Annotated in this window: 30 protein-coding genes; 12 read left to right on the forward strand and 18 right to left on the reverse strand. The window is 59.4% G+C overall.

Annotated features, from left to right (window positions below; all coding sequences use genetic code 11):
• Window positions 1-84 precede the first annotated feature (84 nt).
• Window positions 85-2,217, reverse strand: a complete 2,133-nt coding sequence (locus PspS49_RS12065; RefSeq protein WP_160039451.1) for a TonB-dependent receptor — start codon at window positions 2,215-2,217, stop codon at window positions 85-87.
• 92 nt (window positions 2,218-2,309) lie between these two features.
• A complete protein-coding gene (locus tag PspS49_RS12070; protein WP_016982997.1) occupies window positions 2,310-2,699 on the reverse strand; it encodes a DUF2946 domain-containing protein in 390 nt (129 codons plus the stop codon).
• 94 nt (window positions 2,700-2,793) lie between these two features.
• Between PspS49_RS12070 and PspS49_RS12075 the strand changes: the two genes are divergently transcribed.
• On the forward strand, window positions 2,794-3,234 hold the full coding sequence (locus PspS49_RS12075; RefSeq protein WP_127926813.1) for a DUF3995 domain-containing protein: 441 nt from the start codon (window positions 2,794-2,796) through the stop codon (window positions 3,232-3,234).
• A gap of 157 nt (window positions 3,235-3,391) precedes the next feature.
• On the opposite strand, the gene PspS49_RS12080 is transcribed toward PspS49_RS12075, so the two are convergent.
• From PspS49_RS12080 to PspS49_RS12110, 7 genes are all read right to left on the reverse strand, one after another.
• Entirely contained in the window at window positions 3,392-3,754 is a 363-nt protein-coding gene (locus PspS49_RS12080) for a Na+/H+ antiporter subunit G (RefSeq protein ID WP_127926814.1), read from the reverse strand.
• Window positions 3,751-4,029 (reverse strand): K+/H+ antiporter subunit F, encoded by a 279-nt coding sequence (locus PspS49_RS12085; RefSeq protein ID WP_007910754.1) that lies wholly within the window; start codon window positions 4,027-4,029, stop codon window positions 3,751-3,753. Before PspS49_RS12085 ends, PspS49_RS12080 begins: the two co-directional genes overlap by 4 nt.
• The gene (locus PspS49_RS12090) at window positions 4,026-4,514 is read right to left on the reverse strand and encodes a Na+/H+ antiporter subunit E (RefSeq protein ID WP_160039453.1); all 489 of its coding nucleotides are present in this window, start codon (window positions 4,512-4,514) and stop codon (window positions 4,026-4,028) included. The genes PspS49_RS12085 and PspS49_RS12090 overlap by 4 nt, the downstream gene beginning before the upstream one ends.
• Window positions 4,511-6,190 carry a monovalent cation/H+ antiporter subunit D gene (locus PspS49_RS12095; RefSeq protein WP_160039455.1) on the reverse strand — a complete coding sequence of 560 codons (1,680 nt, stop codon included), beginning with the start codon at window positions 6,188-6,190 and terminating at the stop codon, window positions 4,511-4,513. Before PspS49_RS12095 ends, PspS49_RS12090 begins: the two co-directional genes overlap by 4 nt.
• Window positions 6,187-6,531, reverse strand: coding sequence for a Na+/H+ antiporter subunit C (locus tag PspS49_RS12100; RefSeq protein ID WP_007910763.1), 345 nt, complete (start codon window positions 6,529-6,531; stop codon window positions 6,187-6,189). Before PspS49_RS12100 ends, PspS49_RS12095 begins: the two co-directional genes overlap by 4 nt.
• Window positions 6,531-9,449: a monovalent cation/H+ antiporter subunit A gene (locus PspS49_RS12105; protein WP_160039457.1), complete on the reverse strand. Its 2,919-nt coding sequence runs from the start codon at window positions 9,447-9,449 to the stop codon at window positions 6,531-6,533. Before PspS49_RS12105 ends, PspS49_RS12100 begins: the two co-directional genes overlap by 1 nt.
• Window positions 9,450-9,696: 247 nt before the next feature.
• Window positions 9,697-10,632: a DMT family transporter gene (locus PspS49_RS12110; protein ID WP_150773917.1), complete on the reverse strand. Its 936-nt coding sequence runs from the start codon at window positions 10,630-10,632 to the stop codon at window positions 9,697-9,699.
• Between the two features lie 85 nt (window positions 10,633-10,717).
• Here PspS49_RS12110 and PspS49_RS12115 point away from each other — a divergent pair, with 85 nt between their 5' ends.
• The 3 genes from PspS49_RS12115 (at window position 10,718) to PspS49_RS12125 (ending at window position 13,150) form a co-directional block, all read left to right on the forward strand.
• Window positions 10,718-11,281, forward strand: coding sequence for an XRE family transcriptional regulator (locus PspS49_RS12115; protein ID WP_127926819.1), 564 nt, complete (start codon window positions 10,718-10,720; stop codon window positions 11,279-11,281).
• On the forward strand, window positions 11,282-12,676 hold the full coding sequence (locus PspS49_RS12120) for an FAD/NAD(P)-binding protein (RefSeq protein WP_160039459.1): 1,395 nt from the start codon (window positions 11,282-11,284) through the stop codon (window positions 12,674-12,676).
• Window positions 12,677-12,811: 135 nt separating this feature from the next.
• On the forward strand, window positions 12,812-13,150 hold the full coding sequence (locus tag PspS49_RS12125) for a hypothetical protein (RefSeq protein ID WP_127926821.1): 339 nt from the start codon (window positions 12,812-12,814) through the stop codon (window positions 13,148-13,150).
• A 119-nt stretch (window positions 13,151-13,269) separates the two neighbouring features.
• Here PspS49_RS12125 and ppnN read toward each other — a convergent pair whose 3' ends face one another.
• Entirely contained in the window at window positions 13,270-14,643 is a 1,374-nt protein-coding gene (gene ppnN, locus PspS49_RS12130) for a nucleotide 5'-monophosphate nucleosidase PpnN (protein WP_034152412.1), read from the reverse strand.
• Between the two features lie 223 nt (window positions 14,644-14,866).
• Between ppnN and PspS49_RS12135 the strand changes: the two genes are divergently transcribed.
• Window positions 14,867-15,394 carry a DUF3087 domain-containing protein gene (locus PspS49_RS12135; protein ID WP_150751862.1) on the forward strand — a complete coding sequence of 176 codons (528 nt, stop codon included), beginning with the start codon at window positions 14,867-14,869 and terminating at the stop codon, window positions 15,392-15,394.
• 19 nt (window positions 15,395-15,413) lie between these two features.
• Here PspS49_RS12135 and PspS49_RS12140 read toward each other — a convergent pair whose 3' ends face one another.
• Window positions 15,414-16,301 (reverse strand): NAD(P)/FAD-dependent oxidoreductase, encoded by an 888-nt coding sequence (locus PspS49_RS12140; protein ID WP_150751863.1) that lies wholly within the window; start codon window positions 16,299-16,301, stop codon window positions 15,414-15,416.
• Window positions 16,302-16,434: 133 nt separating this feature from the next.
• On the opposite strand from PspS49_RS12140, the gene PspS49_RS12145 reads away from it, so the two are divergent.
• Window positions 16,435-16,875, forward strand: coding sequence for an Rrf2 family transcriptional regulator (locus PspS49_RS12145; protein WP_095120329.1), 441 nt, complete (start codon window positions 16,435-16,437; stop codon window positions 16,873-16,875).
• Here the strand turns inward: PspS49_RS12145 and PspS49_RS12150 are convergent.
• The gene (locus PspS49_RS12150; protein WP_127926825.1) at window positions 16,872-17,255 is read right to left on the reverse strand and encodes a DUF2784 domain-containing protein; all 384 of its coding nucleotides are present in this window, start codon (window positions 17,253-17,255) and stop codon (window positions 16,872-16,874) included. The two genes, PspS49_RS12145 and PspS49_RS12150, sit on opposite strands and share 4 nt — an antisense overlap.
• A gap of 186 nt (window positions 17,256-17,441) precedes the next feature.
• Here PspS49_RS12150 and PspS49_RS12155 point away from each other — a divergent pair, with 186 nt between their 5' ends.
• Entirely contained in the window at window positions 17,442-18,140 is a 699-nt protein-coding gene (locus PspS49_RS12155) for an AzlC family ABC transporter permease (RefSeq protein WP_127926826.1), read from the forward strand.
• The gene (locus PspS49_RS12160; RefSeq protein ID WP_174244501.1) at window positions 18,140-18,451 is read left to right on the forward strand and encodes an AzlD domain-containing protein; all 312 of its coding nucleotides are present in this window, start codon (window positions 18,140-18,142) and stop codon (window positions 18,449-18,451) included. The genes PspS49_RS12155 and PspS49_RS12160 overlap by 1 nt, the downstream gene beginning before the upstream one ends.
• A 247-nt stretch (window positions 18,452-18,698) precedes the next feature.
• Here the strand turns inward: PspS49_RS12160 and PspS49_RS12165 are convergent, their stop codons facing one another.
• From PspS49_RS12165 to PspS49_RS12180, 4 genes are all read right to left on the reverse strand, one after another.
• On the reverse strand, window positions 18,699-18,971 hold the full coding sequence (locus PspS49_RS12165) for a hypothetical protein (protein ID WP_077573339.1): 273 nt from the start codon (window positions 18,969-18,971) through the stop codon (window positions 18,699-18,701).
• A 331-nt stretch (window positions 18,972-19,302) separates the two neighbouring features.
• The gene (locus PspS49_RS12170) at window positions 19,303-19,983 is read right to left on the reverse strand and encodes an SOS response-associated peptidase family protein (RefSeq protein ID WP_160039461.1); all 681 of its coding nucleotides are present in this window, start codon (window positions 19,981-19,983) and stop codon (window positions 19,303-19,305) included.
• Between the two features lie 29 nt (window positions 19,984-20,012).
• On the reverse strand, window positions 20,013-20,855 hold the full coding sequence (locus tag PspS49_RS12175) for an ABC transporter permease (RefSeq protein WP_150773910.1): 843 nt from the start codon (window positions 20,853-20,855) through the stop codon (window positions 20,013-20,015).
• 61 nt (window positions 20,856-20,916) lie between these two features.
• On the reverse strand, window positions 20,917-21,897 hold the full coding sequence (locus tag PspS49_RS12180) for an aliphatic sulfonate ABC transporter substrate-binding protein (protein ID WP_127926829.1): 981 nt from the start codon (window positions 21,895-21,897) through the stop codon (window positions 20,917-20,919).
• Window positions 21,898-22,191: 294 nt separating this feature from the next.
• Here PspS49_RS12180 and PspS49_RS12185 point away from each other — a divergent pair, with 294 nt between their 5' ends.
• The 3 genes from PspS49_RS12185 to PspS49_RS12195 all read left to right on the forward strand — a co-directional run bounded on the left by PspS49_RS12185 (window position 22,192) and on the right by PspS49_RS12195 (window position 24,514).
• Window positions 22,192-23,139: an ABC transporter substrate-binding protein gene (locus PspS49_RS12185; protein ID WP_150751869.1), complete on the forward strand. Its 948-nt coding sequence runs from the start codon at window positions 22,192-22,194 to the stop codon at window positions 23,137-23,139.
• Between the two features lie 131 nt (window positions 23,140-23,270).
• A complete protein-coding gene (locus PspS49_RS12190; protein ID WP_160039463.1) occupies window positions 23,271-24,170 on the forward strand; it encodes a polysaccharide deacetylase family protein in 900 nt (299 codons plus the stop codon).
• Between the two features lie 101 nt (window positions 24,171-24,271).
• On the forward strand, window positions 24,272-24,514 hold the full coding sequence (locus PspS49_RS12195) for a DUF1652 domain-containing protein (RefSeq protein ID WP_127926832.1): 243 nt from the start codon (window positions 24,272-24,274) through the stop codon (window positions 24,512-24,514).
• 4 nt (window positions 24,515-24,518) lie between these two features.
• Here PspS49_RS12195 and PspS49_RS12200 read toward each other — a convergent pair whose 3' ends face one another.
• Entirely contained in the window at window positions 24,519-24,881 is a 363-nt protein-coding gene (locus tag PspS49_RS12200) for an NUDIX hydrolase (protein WP_127926833.1), read from the reverse strand.
• A 223-nt stretch (window positions 24,882-25,104) separates the two neighbouring features.
• Between PspS49_RS12200 and PspS49_RS12210 the strand changes: the two genes are divergently transcribed.
• Window positions 25,105-25,302 carry a DUF2188 domain-containing protein gene (locus PspS49_RS12210; RefSeq protein ID WP_127926834.1) on the forward strand — a complete coding sequence of 66 codons (198 nt, stop codon included), beginning with the start codon at window positions 25,105-25,107 and terminating at the stop codon, window positions 25,300-25,302.
• Between the two features lie 64 nt (window positions 25,303-25,366).
• Here PspS49_RS12210 and PspS49_RS12215 read toward each other — a convergent pair whose 3' ends face one another.
• Complete coding sequence (locus PspS49_RS12215) at window positions 25,367-25,606, reverse strand: hypothetical protein (RefSeq protein WP_065259780.1); 240 nt, start codon at window positions 25,604-25,606, stop codon at window positions 25,367-25,369.
• Window positions 25,607-25,624: the final 18 nt, after the last annotated feature.

Below are 25,624 nucleotides of genomic sequence, written 5' to 3' on the forward strand. Positions count from 1 at the left end.
CTGGCCTGATCGCGAGCAGGCTCACTCCCACAATGGATATGTGTCGTTCACAACACTGTGGGAGCGAGCTTGCTCGCGAAGCTCTTAAAATTTCGTCATCACCGCCAACTCAAAGGTACGCGGTGTTCCGAGGTAATACGCTGGCGAAACATGCGCAAACTCGGCATACACCTCATTGCTCAGATTACGCACGCGCCCGGTCACGGTGGTGTGCGAATCAACCTTGTAGCTGAGGAAGCTGCCGAACAAGGTGTACGACGGCACCGTCATGGTGTTGGCCGTGTCCGCATACACCGACGCCACATATCGTGCATCAACCCCACCTTGCCACTGCGGCGAAAAGTCATAAGTCAGCCACAGATTACCGACCCGATCCGGCACATTGGTCGGCGTATTGCCCTTGCGTGAAACCACCACACCGGCGGCATTCTTTTCGGTGAAATCATCGTACTGCGCGTCGACCCAGGCGAAGTTGCCTTCAGCCAACAGCTTGTCGGTGATCCGCAACGAACTGGCGATTTCCACCCCTTTCGACGTCTGTTGACCGACCGGAATACTGCCGGCCGGATCTAGCGGGTCGGTCACCGCGAAGTCTTTTCGCTCGATGGTGTAAGCGGCAATCGTCGCCGAGCCGCGTCCATTCAGATAATCGAATTTGCTACCAATCTCCCACTGCTTGCCGGTCGAGACGTCGAAATTCTGCGTGCCATTCGGTTGCTCGGCGGCGGTGCTGTATTGCACGTAGACGTTGGCCGAGGGAATGAACTGGTAGGTCAGGCCGGCGCGGCCGGTGACTGGCTCCCAACTGCGCTTGAGGTGTTTCGGGTTGGCAGCGGTCACGGTGCGATGGTTGGTCACGTCGAGGTCAATGTCGTCATAGCGCAGGCCGGTGAGCAGCGACAGTTTGTCGGTCAACGCCAGCCGGTTTTCCATGAACAATGCTTTGGTGGTGACCTCGTTGGTCTTGTCGCTGATCAATTTCGGGTTGGTGCCGGGAATGTCGTAGAAATGCCCCGGACGGTAGTTGTTCGGGTCAACCGTGCTTGCACCTTTGATGTTCAGAGGCGAGTTGGTGGTCTGGTTGACCTTGTATTCGAAGCCCCCCGACCACGTCGTGTCGAGACCGAACAGCGTGTTGTCGTGGCGCAGTTCGAACTGGTTGCCGTTCTGCTCGCCCTGATGGCGCACCTGATACGCGGTGGAGCGATTCACCGCGGTGTTGTCGGCGTTGTACTGGTAGGTTTCGAGATTGCGGTAATCGCGCTGGCTGTCGAGGTGATACAGCGTGTTGCGCAGGGTGGTGCTGTCGTTGATCCGGTAGTCGATGATCGAACGGACCCAGATCGTTCGCTGCTCGTAACGACCGTCCTCGACGTTGTAGTTGTTGAAGCGGTTGTGTTTGTCGATCTTCAACTCACCGGCCTTGGGATTGAGCACGGGCGTGCCCCAGTACGGACTGTCTTCGTGTTCGTCCTGATATTCCAGTGCCAACGTGTGCGACAGGTCGGGCGTGAGATCGCTGAGCAGCGAGAACGCCACGCTCCAGGCATCGCGCTCCTGGCGGTCGATGTAGCCGTTGCTGGTGTTGTGGCTGACGTCGAGTCGCGCGTAGTGCTGCACGTCGGCGCTTGGGTCAGTCAGGGCATGGTTAAGGCCGAACGCGGTTTCGGTGGTGTCGTAGGTGCCGTAGCTGATCCGGCCTTCAACGGCCTGTTCATCGCGGCTGGCCAGTTTGGTCACGTAGTTCAGCGAACCGCCGACCGAGCCTGCGCCGTTGATCAGCGATGACGGGCCGCCGACCAATTCCACTCGGTCGTAGATCCACGAATCGACAGGACGGGCGAGGCCACCGGAAACGTTGACGCCGTTGAACATCTGGGTGATCTGGCTGCTGGTGAAGCCGCGATAGGAAACAAAACCGCCAAACCCTGGCGGCGCGCTGGCGTTGACCCCGGGCAGGGTGTTGGCGGCGTCCTGGAAGTTCTGTGCGCCGTGGCGCTCGATGTCGTTGCGATTGGCGATGGCCACTGAAGCCGGTGTGTCGCGCACGCTCAAGCCGAGGCGTGAGGCCATGCCGCTGGACTGGTCGAGGCTCAGGCCCGGTTCTGCACCGGACTCGCCGTCGATGGTGATCGGCGCCAGATCCACGGTGGATTGCGCCCAGACGTTGATGGACAGGCAGCCGCACAGGCTCGCCAGCAAAGTGAGTTGTTTCATCATTGAATCCTGAATGCTTGTCTAGGAGTCAGCGCACAGGCAAACGCCGAGCGTTGGCGCAGTGGGCTGACAAATCAAAAAGGCAAAGACACTCAGGCGAGCGGTGGGGCGCGAGGGTTGGCCGAAGGCCAGGTGAAGCGGGCGGGGAGGTCAGCGCTGACGATGGGCGCCAGCGGTGGGCTGTGCTGTTCCGGCAGGATTGCCAGGGTCAGGCTGGAATTGAACGCCGGGCCCATGCCGCCGCCGACCGAGCACAGCGGGCAGCCAAACGCCTTGGACAGGGTCGGTAGTTGTTCTTCGGTGGGATTGCTGGCGAGCGGCGCTTGAGTGGCCGGGTCGACTGTACAGAACTGGCCGCCGATGCCGTTGAGTTGCATGCCGACCATTTGTCCGTGACCGATGCTGCAGGCGAACACGTTGAACAGGACGCAGCAATAAAGCATCCAGGCCAGCAGTGAGCGATCGGAACGGGAGAATTTCATGGGGCGGCACTTTACCGTACCGCTGATCGGTCGTGCACTTGAAAAAAATCCGACTAGGATGATTTGTTCAAATCCCTTTCCAAGGATTTCAACCATGACCTTTGTGTTGGCTCAATGGCTGGTGACTACTTTCGCGGTGATCGCCTTGATGCATGTGTATTGGGCGCTGGGCGGGCAGTGGGCGGCGGCAGTAGTCGTGCCGCAGGTGCCGGTGCGTGGATTGGTCGCAACGGTGCGACCGGCGTTCAAGCCTTCGGGCTGGCTCACGTTGATCGTGGCGGCGGCGCTGTTGGTGATTGCGGCATTGGTGTGCATGCGAGTTGGCTGGGGCATGCCGGCGGTGACGCACAAGGCGCTGCAATGGGTGATCAGCGCAATTGCGCTGTTGATGTTTGCCCGGGCGATTGGTGATTCGAATCTGGTCGGGTTCTTCAAGGAAGTGAAGGACTCGCGGTTTGCGCGGCTCGACACCTGGGTGTATTCGCCGTTGTGTGCGGTGTTGGGGGCGGGGTTGTTGGCGGTGGCTTGGGTTTGAAACTGATCTGAAATTTGTGATGACCTGGCTGGCCCCTTCGCGAGCAGGCTCGCTCCCACAGTGATTGTGGGTATTCACAGATATGTGATTTCACCCAAAACCCTGTGGGAGCGAGCCTGCTCGCGAAGGGGCCAGACCAGACACCGCAAGCTCTGGACTAGCTACCGCTTTCAGTCCGTCGACTACTGACCTCGGCCGGCACATCATCCCCAGCCATGCGCTTGCGGAACAATGCCGCCCGCGCCAGCAGCAAAGTAGTCACCGGCACAGTGATCGCCAGCAATATCGGAATCAGCCAGGCATGCACCACCGGACCGGATTTCAACGCCGAAAAGCAGATGATCGACGCCAGCGCCACACACCATGCCCCCAGCGTTGAAGCCAGCGCCGGCGGGTGCATGCGCTGGAAGTAATCCTTCATGCGCAGTAACCCGATCGCGCCGATCAACGCAAACAGACCGCTGAGGACCAGCAGGATCGCCACCGGAATCTCGATCCACAGAGACAACTCCGCATTCATTCGATCACCTCGCCACGCAGCAGGAATTTCGCCAGGGCAAACGAGCCGACGAAGCCGAACAGCGCAATCAGCAGCGCCGCTTCGAAGTAAGTGTCACTGGAATAACGAATACCCAGGGTCAGCATCATCAGCATGGCGACGATGTACAGGTAGTCCAGCGCCAATACCCGATCCTGTGCCGACGGGCCTTTGAACAGGCGCACCAGGGTCAGCACCATCGCCAGCGAGAACAGGAACAGCGTTAGCAGAATCGCGTTCGACAGTAATGGGCTCATTCGAAAATCTCCATCAGCGGCCGCTCGTAGGTGCTCTTGAAGTGCTCGATGAATTGCGCTTCGTCATCCAGATCCCAGACGTGCAGCAGCAGAATGCTGCGATCCAGCGCCAGCTCTGACCACACTGTGCCGGGCACCACTGTGCAGATCATCGCCAGGGTCGCCAGGCCATGGGCATCGCGCAGGTCCAGCGGTACTTTGACAAAGCCCGAGCGCGGAGGGCGACGACCGGCATTCAGTACGCCCCAGGCGACGATCAGGTTGGACATCACCACATCACGGCCCACGACCAGGAACAGGCGCAGGATCGTCCCCGGCCGGCGAATGCGCGCTCGTTTCGGGCGCAATTTGCGCATCATCAACGGAGCGGCAAAGCCTAGTATCGCGCCGAGCAACAGGTTGCCCGGGCTGATCGACAGGTTCAGGGTCAGCCACAAGGCGCAAAGTGCCAACGACAGCAGCGGTGCAGGAAACACACGGTTCATGGCTGCACCTCCAGCATCGCGGCTTTCGCTTCCGGACTCGGTACGGCACGGGTGCCGAGCACCGCCATCACGTACTGCTGCGGGTTGTGCAGCGCCTCGGCGGTGGCCTGGGTGTAACGCAACAGGGGTTCAGCCTTGAAGGTCAGGACGATGCTCAGTCCCAGCAACAGGAAGATCGGCGCGCATTCGAGTTTGCGCAGCAGCGGCGAAGGGCGCTCCTCCGGGGTCCAGAAGCGCTGGATGCCGAGGCGCGAGAACGCCATCAACGACGCCAGTCCGGTGAGGATCAGCAGCGCCAGCAATGCCCAAGCCGCGTTGGAAATCGGCGCACCAGTGCCTATGCCCAGCGGATTGAGCAATGCACCGATCAGGCTCAGTTTGCCGATAAAACCGGACAGCGGCGGCATGCCGATGATCAGCAGCGCGCAAGCAATAAAGCTCAGGCCGAGAAACGCCATGGTCCACGGGATGACCTGCCCGACCACAGCTTTTTGCTCGTCGTCGAGGTTGATGCCTTTGGGCGGTTGCAGGGATTCCTGCGGGCGCGGCAGCAGTTCGCTTTCGTCTTCCAGCGGGATTTCATTGGCCGAGCGCGAACGTTCGATCAACTCGGCCAGCAGGAACAGTGCACTCAACGCCAGAGTCGAGCTGACCAGATAGAACAGCGCCGCGCCGATCAGGTTCGGCTGGGCGAACCCGATTGCCGACAGCAGAATCCCCGCCGACACCAGAATGCTCAGGCTGGCCATACGCTCCAGGCGTTGTGCGGCGAGAATTGCCAGCGCCGCGCAGGCCATGGTCGCCATGCCGCCGTAGATCAGCCAGTCGCCGCCAAAGAACGCCGAGGCACCGGCTTGCCCAGAGAACAGCAGGGTCCACAGGCGCAGCAAGGTGTAGACGCCGACCTTGGTCATGATCGCGAACATCGCCGCCACCGGCGCACTGGCCGAGGAATAGGCTGGCACGAGCCAGAAGTTCAGCGGCCACATGCCGGCCTTGGCCAGGAACGCGACGGCGAGAATCCCGGCGCCGGCGTGGAGCAAGCCCCGGTCGGCTTCCGGCACCAGCGGAATCTTCAGCGCCAGATCGGCCATGTTCAGCGTGCCAGTGACACCGTAGATCAGTGCCGCGCCAATCAGGAACAGCGATGAGGCGAGCAGGTTGATCGAAATGTAATGCAGCCCCGATGACACCCGCGCCCGCCCCGAGCCGTGCAGCAACAGGCCATAGGACGCGGCGAGCAACACTTCGAAGAACACGAACAGGTTGAACAGGTCTGCGGTCAGGAACGCGCCGTAAAGACCCATCAACTGAATCTGGAACAGCGCGTGGAAGCTCGAACCGGCGCCGTCCCACCGGGCCATGGCAAACAGCAGGGCGCTGACGCCGATGATCCCGGTCAGCACCAGCATCAGCGCCGACAGTCGATCGACCACCAGCACAATGCCGAACGGTGCCTGCCAGTTACCCGGCAGGTACACGCCAATGGAGCCGGGCACGCCGTTGGTTTGCGTCCATTGCAGCAACAGCACCGAAATGAACAGGCCGACGAGGCTGGAGAACAGGTTGATTTTTGCCTTCAGCGGTCGGTGCCGCTCGCCGAGCATCAGCATGATGGCGGCGGTCAGCAGCGGCAGCAGAATCGGTGCGGCGATCAGGTGAGTCATCGCCATCATTCTTTAGGCTCCCGGCCGTCGACGTGGTCGGTGCCGGTCAGGCCGCGCGAGGCGAGCAGAACGACGAGGAACAGCGCGGTCATGGCGAAGCTGATGACGATCGCGGTGAGTACCAGTGCCTGTGGCAGCGGGTCGGTGTAGTGCAGCAAGTCTTGGGTGACGCCATCCTTGATTACCGGCTCCTTGCCGATGAACAGGCTGCCCATGCTGAAGATGAACAGGTTGACGCCGTACGACAGCAGGCACAGGCCCATGACCACTTGGAACGTCCGTGGGCGCAGGATCAACCAGACGCCGGACGCGGCGAGCACGCCGATGGCGATTGCGATGACTTCTTCCATCAGACGGCTCCTTTGCTGGCGACGGACTTGGGCAGCGATGCGGTCTTGTGACCCCGCACCGATTGGTGGGCGAGGGCGGTGAGGATCAACAAGGTCGAACCGACCACCACGCCGTACACGCCAACGTCGAAGAACAGCGCGCTGGCGATATGGATGTCACCCAGCACTGGCAAAGTGAAATGCCAGGTGTGAGTGGTGAGGAACGGATAGCCGACCAGCATCGCCCCCAGGCCGGTGGCGGTGGCGAACAGTAACCCGGTGCCCATCCAGCGCAGCGGCCGTAGACTCATTTGCGCCTCGACCCACTGTGTACCGGCGACCATGTATTGCAGGATGAACGCCACCGACATCACCAGACCGGCGACGAAACCGCCACCCGGCTGGTTGTGCCCGCGCATGAACAGGTAGAACGACACCACCAGCGCAATTGGCAGCAACAGACGCACCAGCACTGCCGGCACCATCATGAAGCCGAGCGCGGTGTCGCTGGCCGAACGCGGGTTGACCAGATCGGTGACCACGTCCGGCGCCAGCAAGCGTTGCTGGGCGGGCAGTTGCAGGCTCTCTTTCGGTGGGCGGAAACGCCGCAGCAGGGCGAACACGGTCAGCGCCACGGCGACCAGCACGGTGATTTCACCGAGGGTGTCGAAGCCACGGAAATCCACTAGCATTACGTTGACTACGTTGCTGCCGCCGCCCTCGGGCATGGCGCGGCTGAGGTAGAACGAGGATATGTCGTTCGGCGTCTGCCGCGTGAGCATGGCGTAGGACAGCAGCGCCATGCCACCACCGACGGCAATCGACAGCAGCAAGTCGCGCAGGCGGCGAATGCGCGCCTTGCGCAGGCTGCTTGGCAGTGGCGAGACTTCTTCGATACGGCGTGGCAACCAGCGCAGGCCGAGCAGGATCAGCACGGTGGTGACCACTTCGACCGCCAGTTGTGTCAGGGCCAGATCGGGCGCGGAGAACCAGACGAAGGTCACGCAGGTCATCAGCCCACAAACGCTGACCATGGTCAGAGCAGCGAGACGGTGATACTTGGCCTGCCACGCGGCGCCGAGGGCACAGGCAATCGCCAGCAGCCACAAGGTCACAAAAACGATCGAGCCGGGAATCTTCGGCCGGTCGCCCCAACTCAGGCTGCTGTGCAGCATCGGGATCAGGCCGGCGAGCACCGCCGCCAGTACCATCAGGAACAATTGCATCTGCAGGCGCTTGGTGCCGAGGCGCCGCTCGAGGCGGCGGGCCATGCGCATCATCACTACCAGACTGCGCTCGAACAGGCGCTTGCCGTTGAAACGACCTACCAGCGGCGGGTATTTGAAACGTCCGCGCTTGAGCTGATTGCGCAGCAACAGATAGACGACGATGCCGCCAGACATGGCGATCAGGCTCATGATCATTGGCGCGTTGAGGCCGTGCCAGATCGCCAGACTGTATTCCGGCAGCGTGCCGCCAACCACTGGCAATGCAGCAGCGGCAAGCAATGGACCGACGATCTGCGCCGGGAAAATCCCCACCAGCAAGCAAGTGAACACCAGCAACTCGACCGGCGCCCGCATCCAGCGCGGCGGCTCGTGCGGGGTGTGCGGCAGGTCGGTGGCCGGCGGGCCGAAGAACACATCGACGGTGAAGCGCAGCGAGTAGGCAACGCTGAATGTGCCGGCGATGGTCGCGACAATCGGCAGCGCCGCTTCGACCCAGGCCGTGGCATTGATGAACACGGTTTCGGCGAAGAACATCTCTTTCGACAGGAAACCGTTGAGCAATGGCACGCCCGCCATCGAGGCACTGGCAACCATGGCCAGCGTCGCGGTGAACGGAATCAGTTTGATCAGGCCGCTGAGTTTGCGGATATCGCGAGTGCCACTTTCGTGGTCGATGATGCCCGCCGCCATGAACAGCGAGGCCTTGAACGTCGCGTGGTTGAGGATGTGGAATACCGCCGCCACTGCCGCCAGCGGACTGTTCAGGCCGAGTAACAGGGTAATCAGGCCTAGATGGCTGATAGTCGAGTAAGCGAGCAGACCTTTGAGGTCGTTCTGGAACATCGCGCAATACGCGCCGAGCAACAGCGTACACGCGCCGGCCCCGCTGACGATGTAGAACCATTCTTCACTGCCGGACAACGACGGCCACAGGCGCGCGAGCAGGAAAACCCCGGCCTTGACCATGGTGGCCGAGTGCAGATAGGCGGAGACGGGTGTCGGCGCCGCCATTGCGTGCGGCAACCAGAAGTGGAAAGGGAACTGCGCACTTTTGCTGAGTGCGCCGATAAGAATCAGAGGAAGGAGAATAGGGTAGAGGGCGTGTGCACGAATCATGTCGCCGGCGGCCAGGACCTTGTCGAGGTCATAGCTGCCGACGACATGGCCGAGAATCATGACCCCCGCCAGCAGGCATAATCCGCCGGCACCAGTGACCATCAGCGCCATGTAGGCGCCGCGACGGGCGTCCGCGCGGTGGTGCCAATAGCCGATCAACAGGAACGAGAAGAGGCTGGTCAGCTCCCAGAAAAACACGATCTGAATCAGATTGCCGGAGATCACCAGACCGAGCATGGCGCCCATGAACGCCAGGAAAAACGCGAAGAAACGCGGCACCGGATCGTCCGGCGACATGTAATAACGGGCATATAAAGAGACGAGGGTGCCGATGCCCAGCACCAGCATCGAGAACAGCCAAGCGAAGCCGTCCATGCGCAGAACGAAGTTCAGACCGAGGCTGGGCAGCCACATGAACTCTTCGCGGATCACACCGCCGTGGGCGATTTGTGGGTACAACAGCGCGACTTGGACGGTACCGATCAAAGCGACCAGGCCAGCCAACAGGGACTCGGTATTACGCGCATTGTGAGGCAGCACCGCTGCCAGACAGCTGCCAATGAATGGCAGAAGCAGTAGAACTATCAGGGACATAGGCTTCTAATCTGCGGAAGTTTGTGAAGCATCATACGTGCCAGCTCCCCGATCACCAAACGCCAGGATGTCTCAGAATCCTACAAAGTAGTCTGGAATTTTCTGTTTGGCATTGTTTCAGGAAGGTCGATGTTGCTTGGAATGGCCTCATCGCGAGCAGGCGAAGGCCTACATTTGGAATGCGTTCCCCTGTAGGAGTGAGCCTGCTCGCGATAGCAATAATTCAGACTGTGAAGATTTCGGAGCTTTATCCCTGTGCTTCCCGCTCCAGCTCCGCTTCGGCTTCCGCGACCTTACCCTTGGTCTTCAACTCACTGACAATCACCGCCGCCACAATCAACCCCGCACCCACCAGCGCAATCGCCGGCAAGCGCTCTCCGGCAATCCGCCCGACAATCCCGGCCCACACCGGCTCGCCCGCATAGATCAACGTCGCCCGGGTTGGCGAGACACTCTTCTGCGCCCAGTTCATCGCCACCTGAATCGCTGCGCTCGCTGCGCCCAATCCCAGCGCAGTCACCAGCAAGGTCCAGGAAAAATCCGGAATGGCTTCACCGGTCGGCACCACCAGCAGGAACGACAGCACCGATGTGGTTGCCAATTGCACGACAGTCACTCGGCGCACATCCACCTGGCCGGCGTAGGTGCTGATCAGAATGATTTCGGCGGCAATGGCAATAGCGCTGATCAGCGTGGCGATTTCGCCCGGACTGAAATTCAGCGCTGCGCCGGATGGACCCGACAACAGCATCAAACCGGTAAACGCCAACATGATACCGATGCTCGGCATCAGTCCCGGCCGACGACCGAGCACCAGCCATTGCAGCAACGGCACAAATGGCACATACAGCGCAGTAATGAACGCCGACTGACTGCTCGGGATCGTTTGTAAACCGACCGTCTGCAGGCCGTAACCGAGCATGATCGCCACGCCGATGAAGGCGCCAGCCTTGAGTTCGAACAGCGTCAGTTCGCGCAGATGACGCCATGAGAACAGTGCGACGATAGCCGCCGCAGCGGCGAAGCGCAGGCCGACAAAAAACATCGGGCCGCTGACGGTCATCGCATGCTGAACCAGCAGGAAAGTACCGCCCCAGATCATGGTGATCAGCACCAGCACGCACTCGGCTTTGCTGAAACGAGAGAAACGAAGGGGAGTGGGGGAGCTGTTCTGCGACGTCATGACCTTGCGCACTATAAAAAGGAGGCCGCACAATGCGCCCAACGTTGCGCAGTATACTGCGCAACCTCACTGAGTGAGCAATATAGTGCACAAAGATTCAACGCAACGGGCGTCCGTCCTGCAACACGTCAGCCTGAATGTGCGACGCCTACGTCATGCCGCCGACATGAGCCAGACTGCGCTGGCGGAAAAATCCGGGGTCAGCCGGCGCATGCTGGTGGCGATCGAGGCGGGCGAGAAGAATGTCAGCCTGACCACGCTGGATCGCGTCGCCGAGGCGCTCGATGTGGCGTTCAGCGATCTGATCCAGGCGCCGGATGCCCGCGACCCGAGCCGCATCAACGAGGTGGCATGGGCGGGCACCCACCCGGGCAGCAAAGCGGTGTTGCTTTCCAAAGCCACGGCGACCCGCGAAGTCGAGCAATGGGAGTGGTGCCTGCAACCCGGCGAGGTCTATCCGTCGCAAGCGGATGCCGAGGGCTGGAGCGAGCAGATTTTCGTCTTTGAAGGTTGCCTGACCCTGATGCTCGGCGATCAGCCGCAGCACATCGGTACAGGTGAGTTCTTCATGTTTGCCAGTAACCAGCCGCATTCCTATCGCAATGATGGGGAAGTTGCGGCGCGGTTTGTGCGTAATGTGGTGATTTGAATGAGTCAGAGCGCAGACATCCTGATTATCGGCGGTGGCCTCAGCGGCACGATGTTGGCGGTGCAATTATTGCGACTGCCTGGCCGGCGCAAGGTCCTCATCGTTGAACCGCGTGCGGAACTGGGACGGGGCGAGGCGTACAGCGCGGTCGAGTTAGGTCACACACTCAATGGCAACGCCGCACGCATGAGTGTTGATCCGGATAATCCTGATGATTTGACGCAATGGCTGACCGAGCACATTGCCGGTGGTGGCTGGCCTGAATCGGCCGAGCAGGATGTGCCGGTCAGCGAACTGTTCCCGCCGCGTGGTTTGTTTGGTGTCTATGTGCAGCAACGTCTGGCTGAAGCGCGCACTGTCGGGGCGCATTATGGTTCGAGCGTTGAACACATTCGCGCGGAGGTCGTCGACCTGCAAGTCGAGGCCGATTCGGTGCAGCTCATACTGAGCAATGGTCAGGCACTGCGCGGTGGCTACGCGGTCTTGGCGACTGGAATGTTCCCTGCCGCGCGAACCCCGCAGAAAACCTCCAGCGGTCTCAACGCCACCGCGCTCGATCCTTGGGATGTCGCAGCCATGCGCCAGCTCGATCCGCAATCCACCGTGATGATCATTGGCTCCGGCCTGACCATGGTCGATGCCGTGGTATCGCTGGAGCAAGCCGGACATCGCGGGCCGATTGAAGTGTTTTCGCGGCATGGTTTGTTGCCCCATGTTCGCCGACAACCGCCGGCCTGGGTGGATTTTCTTGGCGACGATCACAGTATTCGCACGCCCCGACAGTTATTGCGCGAGTTGCGTCGGCAATGCCGGGCAGCCATTGCGCAAGGCATCGATTGGCAGGCACCGCTGGACACAGTCCGCGTACACATCGCCCGGCTGTGGAGTCAGGCGACTGACCAGCAGCGTCGACAATTCGTACGGCATGTGCGGCCGTGGTGGGAAAGCCATCATCACCGTTCACCGCCGTTGAGCGCGAAGCTGGTTGAGCGATTGCACAAAGAAGGGCGTTTGCGGATTCAGGCGGCGTCTTTCAAGGGGCTGGAGCCGAATGTGGAAGGTGGAGTGAGTATTCGCATTCGGCGTCGCGGTGAGTCGCAAACCTGCGTGGTGCAGGGCGCCGCGTTGGTCAACTCCAGTGGCATCGAATACGACTGGCGTCGGGTGGCGCGACCGTTGCCGCAACAGGTGCTGGCGCGCGGTCTGGTGCAGCCGGGACCGTTGGCGTTGGGGATTGCGGCGGCGGTGGATGGTGCGGTGCTGGATGCCGAAGGGCTTGCGGCTGACCGATTGTTTGCCATGGGGCCGCCATTGCGCGGGATGTCGTGGGAGAGCACGGCGGTGACGGATGTGGCGTTGCAGGCGAAGGCGTTGGCTTTACGACTGGTGCGTTAAAGCCGAGGTTGCCGTTGGTCGGAATAAAGACCCCACCTGTAATTTCTGACAGTTGTGGATCTTCGCCGGCATGGGCCTAATCGCTTCGTACGCGATAGCTTCGCGTGCTCAACCAATTTTTAAAGGAATAAAGAGATGGCTAAGGCTCTTGAACCACTTGTAATCAACGAAGCTGTAGACGGCATCATAAAACTGACCGATGTCCCAGATGGCGCTACTGCACGGATCCCGCCGGGTCCTCTGGCGGAGGATGGTCCCATTACCCCATTTTTCGTTCAGGTTGTTTTAGATGGCAAGTTGATCGGTGAAGGATTTACCGGTACCACTCCTCATTCGGAGACTATCGAAATAAAGGTGTCTCGCGCAGACTTACTGAAAAACATAGGCCCGCAGGGCGCTGAGTTTGCCTATAGGGTGGATTTGGGCGGAAATCCAGTGGACGCACCTTTTACGAAGTACGAAATTACTCATTAGGTTAGATGTCTGTCTGGAGAATCCATTGGCATCCGGCGTTTAGGGCGCCGCATGTCAATGGGAGTCTAACTTTGATCGCTTGCAAAACAGCTCCCAAGGTTTTGGGTGTGCTGTAAGTGTTACGCCACCACCCTATAGCAAGGCACATACGCCGCGCCGCCCGGCAGTTTCATCCGGTGCTGGGCGACGAAGGCTTTGAGCAGCGCATCGAGCGGTTGCATGATCGCCGCATCACCACGGATCTGGTACGGCCCGTGTTCTTCGATCAGGCGAATGCCCTTGTCCTTGACGTTACCGGCGACAATGCCGGAGAACGCCCGACGCAGGTTCGCCGCCAGTTCGTGCGGTGGCTGGTCGCGGTGCAGTTTCAGGTTGGCCATGTTTTCGTGGGTCGGATCGAACGGGCGCTGGAAGCCTTCGTCGATTTTCAGCAGCCAGTTGAAGTGGAACGCGTCGTTGCGCTCGCGGCGGAACTGCTTAACCGCTTTCAGCCCCTGAGTCATCTGCCGTGCCACTTCGGCCGGGTCGTCGATGATGATTTCGTAGTGTTGCTTGGCTGCTTCACCCAGGGTGGCGGTGACGAAGGCGTCGAGCTGTTCCAGATACGGCGCGGCGTGCTTCGGCCCGGTGAGGATCACCGGGAACGGCAGGCCCTTGTTGTCCGGGTGCATCAGGATGCCCAGCAGGTAGAGGAATTCCTCAGCGGTACCGGCACCGCCCGGGAAGATGATGATGCCGTGGCCGACACGCACGAAGGCTTCCAGACGTTTTTCGATGTCCGGCAGAATCACCAGCTCGTTGACGATCGGGTTCGGCGCTTCGGCGGCAATGATGCCCGGCTCGGTCAGGCCGAGATAACGACCGCCGTGAATACGCTGTTTGGCGTGGGCGATGGTTGCGCCTTTCATCGGGCCTTTCATCACGCCCGGGCCGCAACCGGTGCAGATGTCGAGGCTGCGCAGGCCCAGTTCGTGGCCGACTTTCTTGGTGTATTTGTATTCTTCGGTGTTGATCGAGTGACCGCCCCAGCACACAACGATTTTCGGCTCGACGCCGGGACGCAGAGTGCGTGCGTTGCGCAGCAGGTGGAAGACGTAGTCGCTGATGCCTTGCGAGGTGCTGAGGTCGATGCGTTGGCTGTCGAGTTCGTTTTCGGTGTAGACGATGTCGCGCAGGGCGCTGAAGAGCATTTCGCGGGTGCTGGCGATCATTTCGCCGTCGACGAAGGCGTCGGCCGGAGCGTTCAGCAGCTCCAGGCGCACGCCGCGATCCTGTTGGTGAATGCGGATTTCGAAGTCCTTGTAGGCTTCAAGGATAGTCTTGGCGTTATCGACATGGGCGCCGGTGTTGAGGATGGCCAGGGCGCACTGGCGGAAGAGGGTGTAGGTGCTGCCGGATCCGGCTTCGCTCAGTTGCTGAACTTCACGTTGAGAAAGGGTTTCCAGGCTGCCTTTCGGGCTGACCGAGGCGTTGATTACGTGTCGTTGGGTCATGCAATGATCCTTAAAACGATGTCATCACGAAGCTGAGCAATGGCATCCGAATAGTGTGTATCCATGAATGAAGATGGCACGATCTGCGCTATACCGCCATGTCCCCTTTGGACGCTGAAAAGATGAAGAGGAGCCCCAGCATAGCTAAATCCGTCGTAGAGGCGATAATGCCCCGGCCGCTTTTTTCTGTTAGCCCTTTTGTCGCTCAAGGAAGTCATTTGTGATGTTCGAGATTCAGCCGATGGATGCCGCCACCTTTCGCCAGCAGACCCGACGCAGCACGATCATCATCGCCGTGCTGTTCCTGGTGCTGGCGATGTTGTTCTCGAGCGTGGCGGTGGCGTTGTTCGGCGAACCTGGCGGCGATAACCTGCGCTTCAATGTCGGCGGGGTTTTTCTGGCATTTCTGCTGACTGCGGGGTTACTGCGCGGGCGCTTCTGGAATCAGAGCTGGATGGCGCCAGCGGTGTATAGCTGGCGACTCAAGCGCAACCTGATGAGCATCACCAATGTGATGCATCAGGTGACGGCGGCGGTGGAGCAGAACGATCCAGTGGCGATGAAGGTTTTGCGTTTCTACCACTTGGGGTTGACGCAAATGCACGAACTGGACGGTAACTCCAGCGATCATGGGCAGCTGTGGCGGGAAGTCGAGGCGCACAAGGAACGGATGCAGGTGCTGGGTCTCGACACCGAGCAGACGCGTCTGGATCCGTCCTGGCTGGAGGCGTTGAAGCCAACTTCGCGCTGAAACGTCCGCAGTATAAGTTTCAGCCAAAGATCAGTGAGCGATGAGTGCCTGCACCGGCGCGGGCCCCATCGCCAACTGCCAGCGCTACTGAACCGGCAGCCAATGCCGCATCTCCGCAGGCAAATACGCCGGCGACGCTGGTTTGTTGTGTCGCGTCAGTCTGAATAAACGGTCCCATCGGGCCATCCTCGAATGTACATCCCAGTTGTTCAGCCAGCGGGCTGGCCATGCGTGTGCGTGGCATGGCGAACAGGCCTGCAACAGCGATGACCTGACCATCGCTGAGTACCACGTCCGCACGCTCGCCACGGATGTGACTGACCGGCCGGGTTTCCAGGGTTACACCGCGGCGATCCAGTTCCGCCAATTGTTCGGCATCCGGCTCGAACACGCCGTTGGTGAAGAACGTGGTCGGGCCCCAATCCCGCAGTAGCAGGGCGTGATGAATCGACATGGGTGACGTCGCCAATACGCCGATCGCGTCTTGATTCAGTTCATAACCGTGGCAGTACGGGCAATGAAAAACACTTTGGCCCCAGCGTTGCCTGAGACCGTCGATGTCCGGCAACTCGTCGATGACGCCCGAGGCCAGGATCAGTCGCTTGGCGCTGAGCCATTGTCCGCTCTCGGTGCGCAGATCGAATCCGCTGTCAGTCCGAGTCGCTTCAACTGCTGTATCCGTTAGCCATTGCACGCTGGGGTAAGCCAGTAACTGTGCGCGTGCTTCGTCAGCAATTTGCCCCGGTGCACGTCCATCCTGGCCGAGGAAACCGTGGGATGTTTCGGCAAAACGGTTGCGTCGCAGTCCTGAATCCAGCACCAGCACATTGCGTCGGGCGCGGGCCAGTTGCAGGCCGGCGGACAGCCCGGCATAGCTGCCGCCAACGATGATGACGTCGTACACCATGAGCGAATCTCCTCTTGAATTTTCAGAGTACACCGTAAGTTACGAGAAATATTGCTGTCAATAGTCTCGTAACTTCAGACCTTGCAAGCGATACTCGGCGCATCTTCGCAACGGCTTGAAAAAAGGATCATCGATGAGAAACGACACGCGGTTATCGCGCATGCTCCATGTGTTGATTCACATGGCTCGCCATGAAAAGCGCGCGACCTCGGAAACCATCGCCGGCATGCTTGGCACCAACCCGGTGGTGGTGCGGCGCACCATGGGTTTGCTCAAGGAGCAGGGGTTTGTGACGTCAGAGAAGGGCCATCAGGGAGGCTGGGCGCTGGCCAAACCGCTGGCGCAGATCACCCTGCTGGATATCCACCAGGCGTTAGGCACGCAGTCGATTTTTTCCATCGGTTTGTCGACGGATCACCCGGAGTGTCTGGTCGAGCAAGCGGTGAACGCCGCACTGACACGCACCTTCGATGAGGCGCAGGCGCTGTTGCTGTCGCGGTTGGGTGGCATCACCTTGGCGGACCTGGCAGCGGATTTCGAGGCCCGCTTCAAGTCAGTCGGCGAGGATAATTAAAGCGGCGAAGCGGCGCGCCGATGTTTCCATGAGCGAAATGCCCGCCCATACACCAGCAGGTTGACCGCCAGCACCACGCTGCCGAGCGCCAGTTGAATCTGCGGGGTCAGCCCGGCCGGATAGATGATCGGCCAGATGTAATGCTCGATAAAACCGCCGGCGTATTCAGTCTGTCCGGCGGCGTGGCGCATGAGGTTTTCCCAGTAGGTCAGTGGGCAGGTCAGGTGCAACACCTCGACCGCCACACCCCAGGCGGCCGCCGGCAAATGCAGCCACATCACCCGTGGCCATTTGAGTACCAGCAGCCCGCCAAACAGCACGAACAGAATGAAGCACAAATGAAACAGCACCAGCCCGTCGGCTGCGATTCGGTACAGCATGTCGTCTCCCTGACGCGATTGTGAATGGCGCTATGTTACGCCGCTCAGGGCATTAAAAGTCAGTGCGAAAGTCAGCCTATTCCGCGCGCATCCGGACGATTTCCCACAAGTGCGCAAGATTGTTCAAGCCAGAAAAGCGAATTTACTGGCACAGTCGCCGACCGTTTTCCTGGTTGAAGAACGTTTATGTCTGACTCAGTAATGCCACGCAGTGCGTTCCTTCGTGGCGCAGTGGCGATCATGCCGTTGTCTCTGGCCACCGCACCGTGGGGGCTGCTGGCCGGTTCCATGGCGATCGAGGCCAACCTTACGCCGCTGCAAGGTCAAGGTTTATCGAGCATCGTGTTTGCCGGTGCCGCGCAATTGGTGGCGATCGGCATGCTCAAGGGCGGTGCGGGGATTTTCTCGATTCTGCTGACCACGCTGCTGCTGACGTCGCAGCACTTGCTGTATGGCATGAGCATGCGTTCAGTGATTGCGCCGCTGCCTGGGCGTTGGCGCATAGGCCTGGGCTTTTTGCTCACCGATGAGTTGTTCGCGTTGACCAGTCAGCATGACCGCCAGCAGTTCAATCGCTGGTATGCGCTGGGCGTCGGCCTGACGTTTTACATCGCGTGGAACCTGTTCACCCTCGCCGGCATTGTCCTTGGCAGCAGCATTCCGGGGCTTGAGCACTTGGGGCTGGATTTCTCGATTGCCGCCACGTTTATCGCGTTGATCACACCGGTGGTGCGTAACGTACCGACGGTGGTGTGTGTGGCGGTGTCGCTGTTCTGTTCAGTGCTGTTCAGTTACTGGCAATGGGGCTCAGCGCTGGTGTTGTCCGGACTGGCAGGAATGACCGCAGGGTTTATCTGCAACAAGCTGTATCGGGAGCGCACATGATGGTTTGGGCAGTGATTTTCGGCATGGGGATTCTGGTTTTTCTCAACCGCTACGTGTTTCTCGAACCGCGTTTGCCGGTACGTTTAAGTAGCAATGCACGGCAGTTTCTCGGGTTTGCGGTTCCCGGAATGCTCACCGCCATTTGCGGGCCGATTGTCTTCATGCCCGACAAACAGTTGAATCTGCAGTGGGATAATCCTTATCTGCTTAGTTCGCTGGTAGCGATCGCACTGGTGATCTACACGCGCAGTACTTTGCTCAGCATGTTGTTGAGCATGGCGTTCTTCTTTTTGCTGCGCTGGTGGTTGTAAGTTGTCTGTTCTACGCTTCAGGGATGGAGATTAACTGATAACGGGAGGTGCGCATGGCGACTGAGCAGAAGCATCCGGAGACGGATGAGCAGGAGACTGATGAGCCGACTGAAGAGGAAATAGAGCGGGAAAAGCACAAGTAGCAAACCTGGAAGCACGATGACGGCAGAGAGCTTTCAGATCCTGATCGCAAGTTTTGAGTGATTTCTACGAAAAAGCCCCGAAAATGCGGGGCTTTTTTACGGTTTCAAAGATCGTCCAACTGCGTGAAGTCGGGGTGTGTGGCCCGATATCCCAAGGTTCGATCAATCCACGCATTCAGCTCGTTGACCATCACCGGCGCATGGCCAGGATACCCTTCGAGGGTGGTGCGCAGGATGCGTTCGATATCAGGTACGGAACGCAGGTTTCGGGTCTTGATGTAGTGGCCGATAAAACAGTCGAGTTCAAAGCGTTCTGTCATGGACAGATAAATACACTCCAGGCCGCTGACCTGTTTGATTGCAAAATCGTCGCGCAACTTATTTCTCTGCAAGGCTTGTAGACGTTAGGGGGTTCCTGGTTTGTTGACTCTTTGGTCAACTGGTATACCAAATGGAAATGCGGCGCGCATGCTAGCCGTAGTGCATCTAAATGTATGTATGACGGTTGAAATGTCAGACAGGCGGTTAGTTCATTCGAACGTGTGTTTTATGTGCGCCGTCTCAAAAATGAAACAGGGTTTGTAACGGCAGTGATTCGCTTTATGAATTGCTCAAATTTGCAATAGCTTTATTTCTTATAACGCTGCGTCAAAAGATCGCAGCCTTCGGCTGCTCCTGCATTGATAGACGCGTGAAGTCGGCAAATGTTTAAGTCTGCTCAATAATCAAACTGGCCCCCTGATTGCGCACGTTACCGACAGCTTTGCCGACTTTGTACCATTCGAACACTTCGCTGCATTCACCTTCAAACAGCAGCATTTGCTCGGCGCGTTCAACCGGCGTCGCCGGATCGAGCCACTCGCGCGCCAACTCTGCGCGGAACACCACCGGTCGGCGATCATGGATATCTAGCATGCCGCCCACGGTATTGGCGGTGATGATCACGAAACCGTCGTCATCCCGGGCCGCTGTTTCAGTTGTCGTAAATTGTCCGATGGCGGCGCAGAAAACTGTCCCATGATCCGCCCGACGGATCAGCCACGGTTGTCGGGTTTTGTCCTCGGTGTCGACCCATTCAAACCAGTTATCCACGGGCACAATCAAACGATGGCGCCAGATCGCCCGGAAGAACGGGCCGTGGGCGACTTTCTCCACCCGGGCATTGATGGGTGCGGGGCGATCCTTGGCCCAGTGCGGGCGCCAGCCCCAGCGCAGATTGTCGGCATGCAGTTGCTGTCCTTGTTGATGAAGAACGGCCAGCGCGGTGGTCGGCGCCGCGTTGTAGCGACTGAGCGGCGCATCGCCGACGTGATTGATCAACGCGTCGGGAATGCTCAGCACCGCGACAAAGTCGTGAATGCCACGGTACTGCGAGAGTCTTCCGCACATGGGCTGAATCTCCGGTGGGAGATTTCAGCTTAGTCGCTGGCGTCCTGACCGGTGAAGGTGTCACGCCATTTCAACCAGCGACGTTCGAGCATGGCCAGCAAGCCGTCACTGAGTTTGCCGAGCAAGGCGAGCACGATGATCGCGGCCAGCACGATGTCCGGCCGCGAGGTTTCCCGACCGTCACTGAGCAGATAGCCTAAACCCTTGGTCGCCGCGATCAATTCCGCCGCCACCAGAAACATCCACGCCAGGCTCATGCCGCTGCGTAACCCGGTGAACAGGCCGGGCAGGGCGGCCGGCAGCAAGATCCGTCGTACCAGTTGCAAGCGGCTGAAGCCATAGATGCGCCCGACTTCCACCAGTTTGCGATCAATGTTGCGAATGGCTGCGACCACGTTGACGTACACCGGAAAAAACGCGCCGATGGCAATCAGGACGATTTTCGACGTCTCGTCGATGCCCAGCCACAACAGCAGCAGTGGCACCCAGGCCAGGCTCGGAATGGAACGCAGGGCGGCAAACGTCGGCTCCAGATACGCCTCGGCCTCACGGCTCAAGCCAACCCAGGCAGCAAACACCAGCGCCAGACTGGCGCCAATGGCAAAACCCAGCAACACGCGAATAAGGCTGGCGCCGATGTGTTTCCACAGTGCGCCTTCGGCAAGGTCGGTGAGGGTCAGGGCGATCTCGCTCGGCGCCGGCATCTGGTAGGACGGCAACCAACCGATGCGTACGATAATTTCCAGCGCGACGATGATCAGCAATGGCAAGGCCAGGCCTTTGCCGCGGCGCTGCCATGTCGGGCTGAATCCTGCCGGAAGCGGGCGCGACACGGCGAGCGGCGCGGGCAGGTCTTTGCTGTGAGTGGTCATGGCTTTGGCTCCGGTAACGACAACGCCGCGACGGGCGCGGAGTTGTTGTGAGGCTGATCAGTTACTGGTGGGCGACGGCTTGCTGCACACCGCTGTCGAGCAATTGATCGATGACTTGATCGACATTCACCCCACGGCGCACCAGTTCCTCGGAGACCAGAATTGGCGCCGCTGCCTTGGAGGCGCTGATGTCCTGCTGAGTGAGTTGCGGGCTGCTCAGGTCCGTTCGCGACAGTTGCAGCCTGGCCACATCCAGCGGTAAGCCGGACTCCTTGGCGAGGAGGGCGGCGAACTCATCAGGGTTTTTCACGGCCCAGTCGCGGGCCTGTTCGTAAGCCTTGATGACGGTGTCGATGGTCTGCGGGTGTTCCTTGGCGTATTGCTCGGTGACGCTGACCACGCCGTAACTGTTGAACGCCGGGTTGCGGTAGAGCAGGCGCGAACCGGCCTGCACCTGACTGGCGGCCATGTGCGGATCGAGTCCGGCCCAGGCGTCGACATCGCCTTTTTCCAGCGCGGTACGACCATCCGGGTGTTGCAGATGGACCAGTTCGACGTCGTCTTTTTTCAGCCCGGCCTGTTGCAGGCTGCGCAGGGTAAACAGGTAAGGATCGGTGCCTTTGGTGGCGGCGATCTTTTTGCCCTTCAGGTCAGCGACGGTCTGGTACGGCGAATCCTTGCGCACCACCAAGGCTGTCCATTCGGCGCGGCTGTAGACGTAGACGGATTTGATCGGGCTGCCATTGGCCCGACTCAGCACGGCGGCCAGGCTGGCACTGGAAGCGAAATCCACGCCGCCACTGTTGAGGTATTCCAGCGAGCGGTTGCTGCCTTGACTCAATACCCAGCTGACTTTGGTTTGCGGCAAGGCCTTTTCGAGGAAGCCGAAGTGCTTGAGCACCAGACTGACCGGCGAGTAATAGGCGTAGTCGAGATGCACTTCCGCCGGCGCGGTCTCAGTCGCATGGGCGAACGGTTGCAGGCTCAGCACCATGGCGCTGGCGGCCAGCAGTGGCTTGAAATGAGAGAAGAACGATGTCATGGGGCGCTCCGGCAAAGGCACAGGTTTCTTATGTCCAAAAAGATATTTTTATCGAATGCTTCCTGCATGACTGGAATATTGCAGGCTCTGTGCCATGTGCTTGGAAGTGCCGTTTTACAAGGGTTTGAAGGCCGGATGCAGGATTTGCGCTGTTGCATGGGCAACAGTGTGATTCGCTACTGTTGCCACGCGAACAGCAGGCATCAAGCGTGATGAGCTTATGCGTTAATCGAATTTCAACACCGAGAAATAACAGCGTTATGGTCTATGCAATTTCCCTTTGCAGGACAAGCCATGAAGCTTTCTCGTTTTCTACGCAGTGCGTTATTAACAGCACTGTTCACCTCGCCGCTTTCCTACGCAGTCGACCCATTGGTCCTGCATGTCGGTGATCAGAACTACTACAACATTCGAGCTTCAGTAGAGGCGTCCGGCGTATTGAAAGACGCGCCTTATACTGTCGACTGGAAACACTTCCAGGCCGCAGCACCCTTGGCGGAAGCCTTGCAGACCGGCTCGCTGGATCTGGGTTTTCTCGGTGATTCCGGCTTTCTGTTTCTGGCCGCCAAGCAGGCGCCAGTGAAGTTGATCGGCGTCTCGCGGCAGAATCCCGACACCATCGCGTTGCTGGTGCCGAAGGATTCTCCGGTGAAAACCATCGCCGACCTGAAAGGCAAGAAAGTCGCTTACTGGCCGGGTGCCTGGAGTCAGCAGTTGACCTTGCGCGCCCTCGAGCAGAGCGGTCTGCCGGAAAACTATGTCGACTTCGTCAAGCTGATGCCGATCGATGCCGCCGCCGCGTTGCCACAGGGCAGTATTGACGCCTTTCCGGTGTGGGAACCGTACATTTCCCAGCAGATCGTGTTCTCCGGCGCGCGGCCAATCCTGACCGCAAAAAACCTGATGCCGGGGCTCAGCGCTATCGCCGCGTCGACGCCGTCCATCGACAGCAAGCGTGCCGCCATCGCGGATTTTCTCGGCCGTTTGAAACTGGCTCGGGCCTGGGTCGACAGCCACACCGATGAGTACGCCGATCTGTGGGCAAAGAAAGCCAATCTCGATCAGCAGGTGTCTCGGCACTGGTTGCGTCAGGCGCACATGACGGTCGGGCCGGTGGATCAGCAGGCTGCGACGGACCTGCAAAGCACTGCCGACTTCCTGTTCAAAGTGAAAGCGCTGCCGGTGCCGTTGGCCACCGCCGCCATTATCGACACGTCTTTTCAGCAGGCATTGACGCACTGAGCGAGCGCCGGAACCAAACCCTGTGTACCTTATCCAACCTCCGCTCGTGTATCGGAGCGCAGGGATGGATAAGGGCGAGGGAGTTTTGCCAATCGACCACATGACGGCCGTCGCCGTGCTCAAGGCAAAACATGACATCCGGATTCAAACTTCTTTGTGCTGCGCTGATTGCGCTTGGGCTGGCCGGTTGCATCGCCGCCCCGATAGAAATGACCGCGCAAACCGAAACGCGCCTGAAGACCCAGGCGCCGGTGCGTTTTCTGTTGACGTTCGACGATGGCCCCAGCGCTTCGAGTTTGTGGAATCCGTCGGCCACAGTGCTCGACAGTCTCAAGGACAATCCGCTGCAGCCAGACATCAAAGCGGTGTTCTTTGTGCAGACGCGTGCGCCACGAGCGGGCAACAGTGAAATTGGTCGCAGCATCATGCGTCGTGAACATGATGAGGGGCACATTCTCGCGTTTCACACCGCGACCCACTGGCACACCAATCATCGTTTGCTCGACCCGCAAGAACTCGAAGAGTCGCTGAGCAACGGCACGGCTGATATCGCCGCCATCACCGGCGCGCCACCGACATTGTTGCGCCCACCGTTCTGGAACTACGACAAACGCACCTTTGCCGCCTATCAGCAGCACGGTTTGCATGTATTGCTTACGGACTTGAGCGCCAACGACGGCAAGATCTGGGGCTTCAATGCCAGCCCGCGGCGCCGGGCAAACATGCTGCGACAGTTATCGCAGGTTCGTGAACGTATTGCCCTTGGCGAATTGCCAACCGTGGACGGGGTCATTCCGGTGGTGGTGACGTTCCATGATCTCAACCGCTATACCGCGCGGCACACGCGCGAATACCTGCAGATTTTGCTGGATAGCGCCGCCGCCACGGGCGTGAGGCTGGCGGACAAGCCTTTTTATGACGATCACGTCGCGCTGGAGAAAGCGGCGCTGGCGCGCACGGTGGAAAAAAGCTCGGAAGCGGTGAGTTTGCCGGGGATGTGGAACTGGATCTGGGATCATGACGCGCACTGACGAAGTTGTGACGCGCTTGGCATTTTTGTGTCGAGCAAGACACAAATTGCTCATCTATGCTCTACGGATTCAGCGAATCATCGCCTGCGAGGCGTCCACCCATGCTTGTCATTGCCGATATTTGCCGCATCGTCGAGTCTGGCTTTCCGGCACGTAAATGTGACTGCACCCCCTCCGCGCAGGGGCTCCTGCAGATCAAGGTTTATGACCCGGAAAGTGGGCGGGTGGATTTATTGCTCAATGGCGTTTCCCCCGAGCATCTGGTCACCGTCCGTGACATTTCCAACTTCATCGGTGAATTACGCACCGAAATGAGCGCCGGTCGTCGCGCGTTCGCTGGCTAAGCCCTCATAAACGTCGTTGAAACGCTTGAACAATGCGCAGCGTCGCTTCGCTGGTGTTCAGATTGCGCACCGCATCCAGCGGATGCCAGATGCAATCGATGATCTCGTTTTGCGGGCGCACCTGCTCAAAGTCCTGCACGGACGCCTCGTAGACATGATGCCGCGTGCTGCCGCTCTGCAGTTCCATCAAATACAACACCTCGTCGGCATCCAGGCCGGTTTCTTCCTGCAATTCGCGCACGGCAGCCTGCGCCCGGGTTTCCCCTGGCTCGACCTTACCGCCGGGCAATGTCCAGCGGCAGCGGTGTTTGCGCACCAGGAGAATGTGGCGATCCTGTTCGCATATAACGGTTGCACGTACTTTCATCTGTTACCTGGTTTAATGACTGTCACAAAATAGAAATAAAACTGCAATATTTGAGCCGGGCCTTGAGGTAAAGGTTTCATGGGGATTTGGAGAGCTGATTTTCGGGAAAAGTGCCGGATCCTTGACTGCTGGGCTGGCGACACCCGGTCGGCCATTTGTGCGAATGCGGGTGTAAGGTAAAAGCGTGAGCTGGATCTGACCGTTAGCAAAAATGGAGGTGTCCATGAGCATGCCGATGTTGAACAAGATGCACATGAACGGCTATGACGTGCTTAGCGTGAACAATGGCCCATGGCGGGTTTGCACCCAAGGCGATCGGCTGGCGTCGTTTGGTAGCAGGGAGGAGGCGCTGGCCTACGCCGCTGCATTGCCCGGCTACAAAAAACGCTCGACGCGCGCGCAAAGTCACAAAAGCCATTGACGGGTTGTAACGAAAGAGCCCCGGCATGTGTCGGGGCTTTTATTTGGGGGAAAGGGCGGGGCGGTCAGTGGACCTTGGTACGGCTGATGGCGCGGGCCTTCACTTCCCTGGCATAGAGTTGCAGCCGTTCTTCATCGCTTTGCAGCACCTCGCAGGATCTCAGCACAGTTTGCGCATCCGCCTCGTTGCCGGATTTGCGCAGTTGTTCCGCGATACGTTTCAGGTCGACCGCCGACCATCGCAGGTCCGATGCAACGCTTTGCAGGTCGCGTTGAAGTTCGTGTTCGTATTCATTGAGCCGCATGATCACCTCCAGAACATT

Source organism: Pseudomonas sp. S49 (assembly GCF_009866785.1).
Lineage (GTDB): Bacteria > Pseudomonadota > Gammaproteobacteria > Pseudomonadales > Pseudomonadaceae > Aquipseudomonas.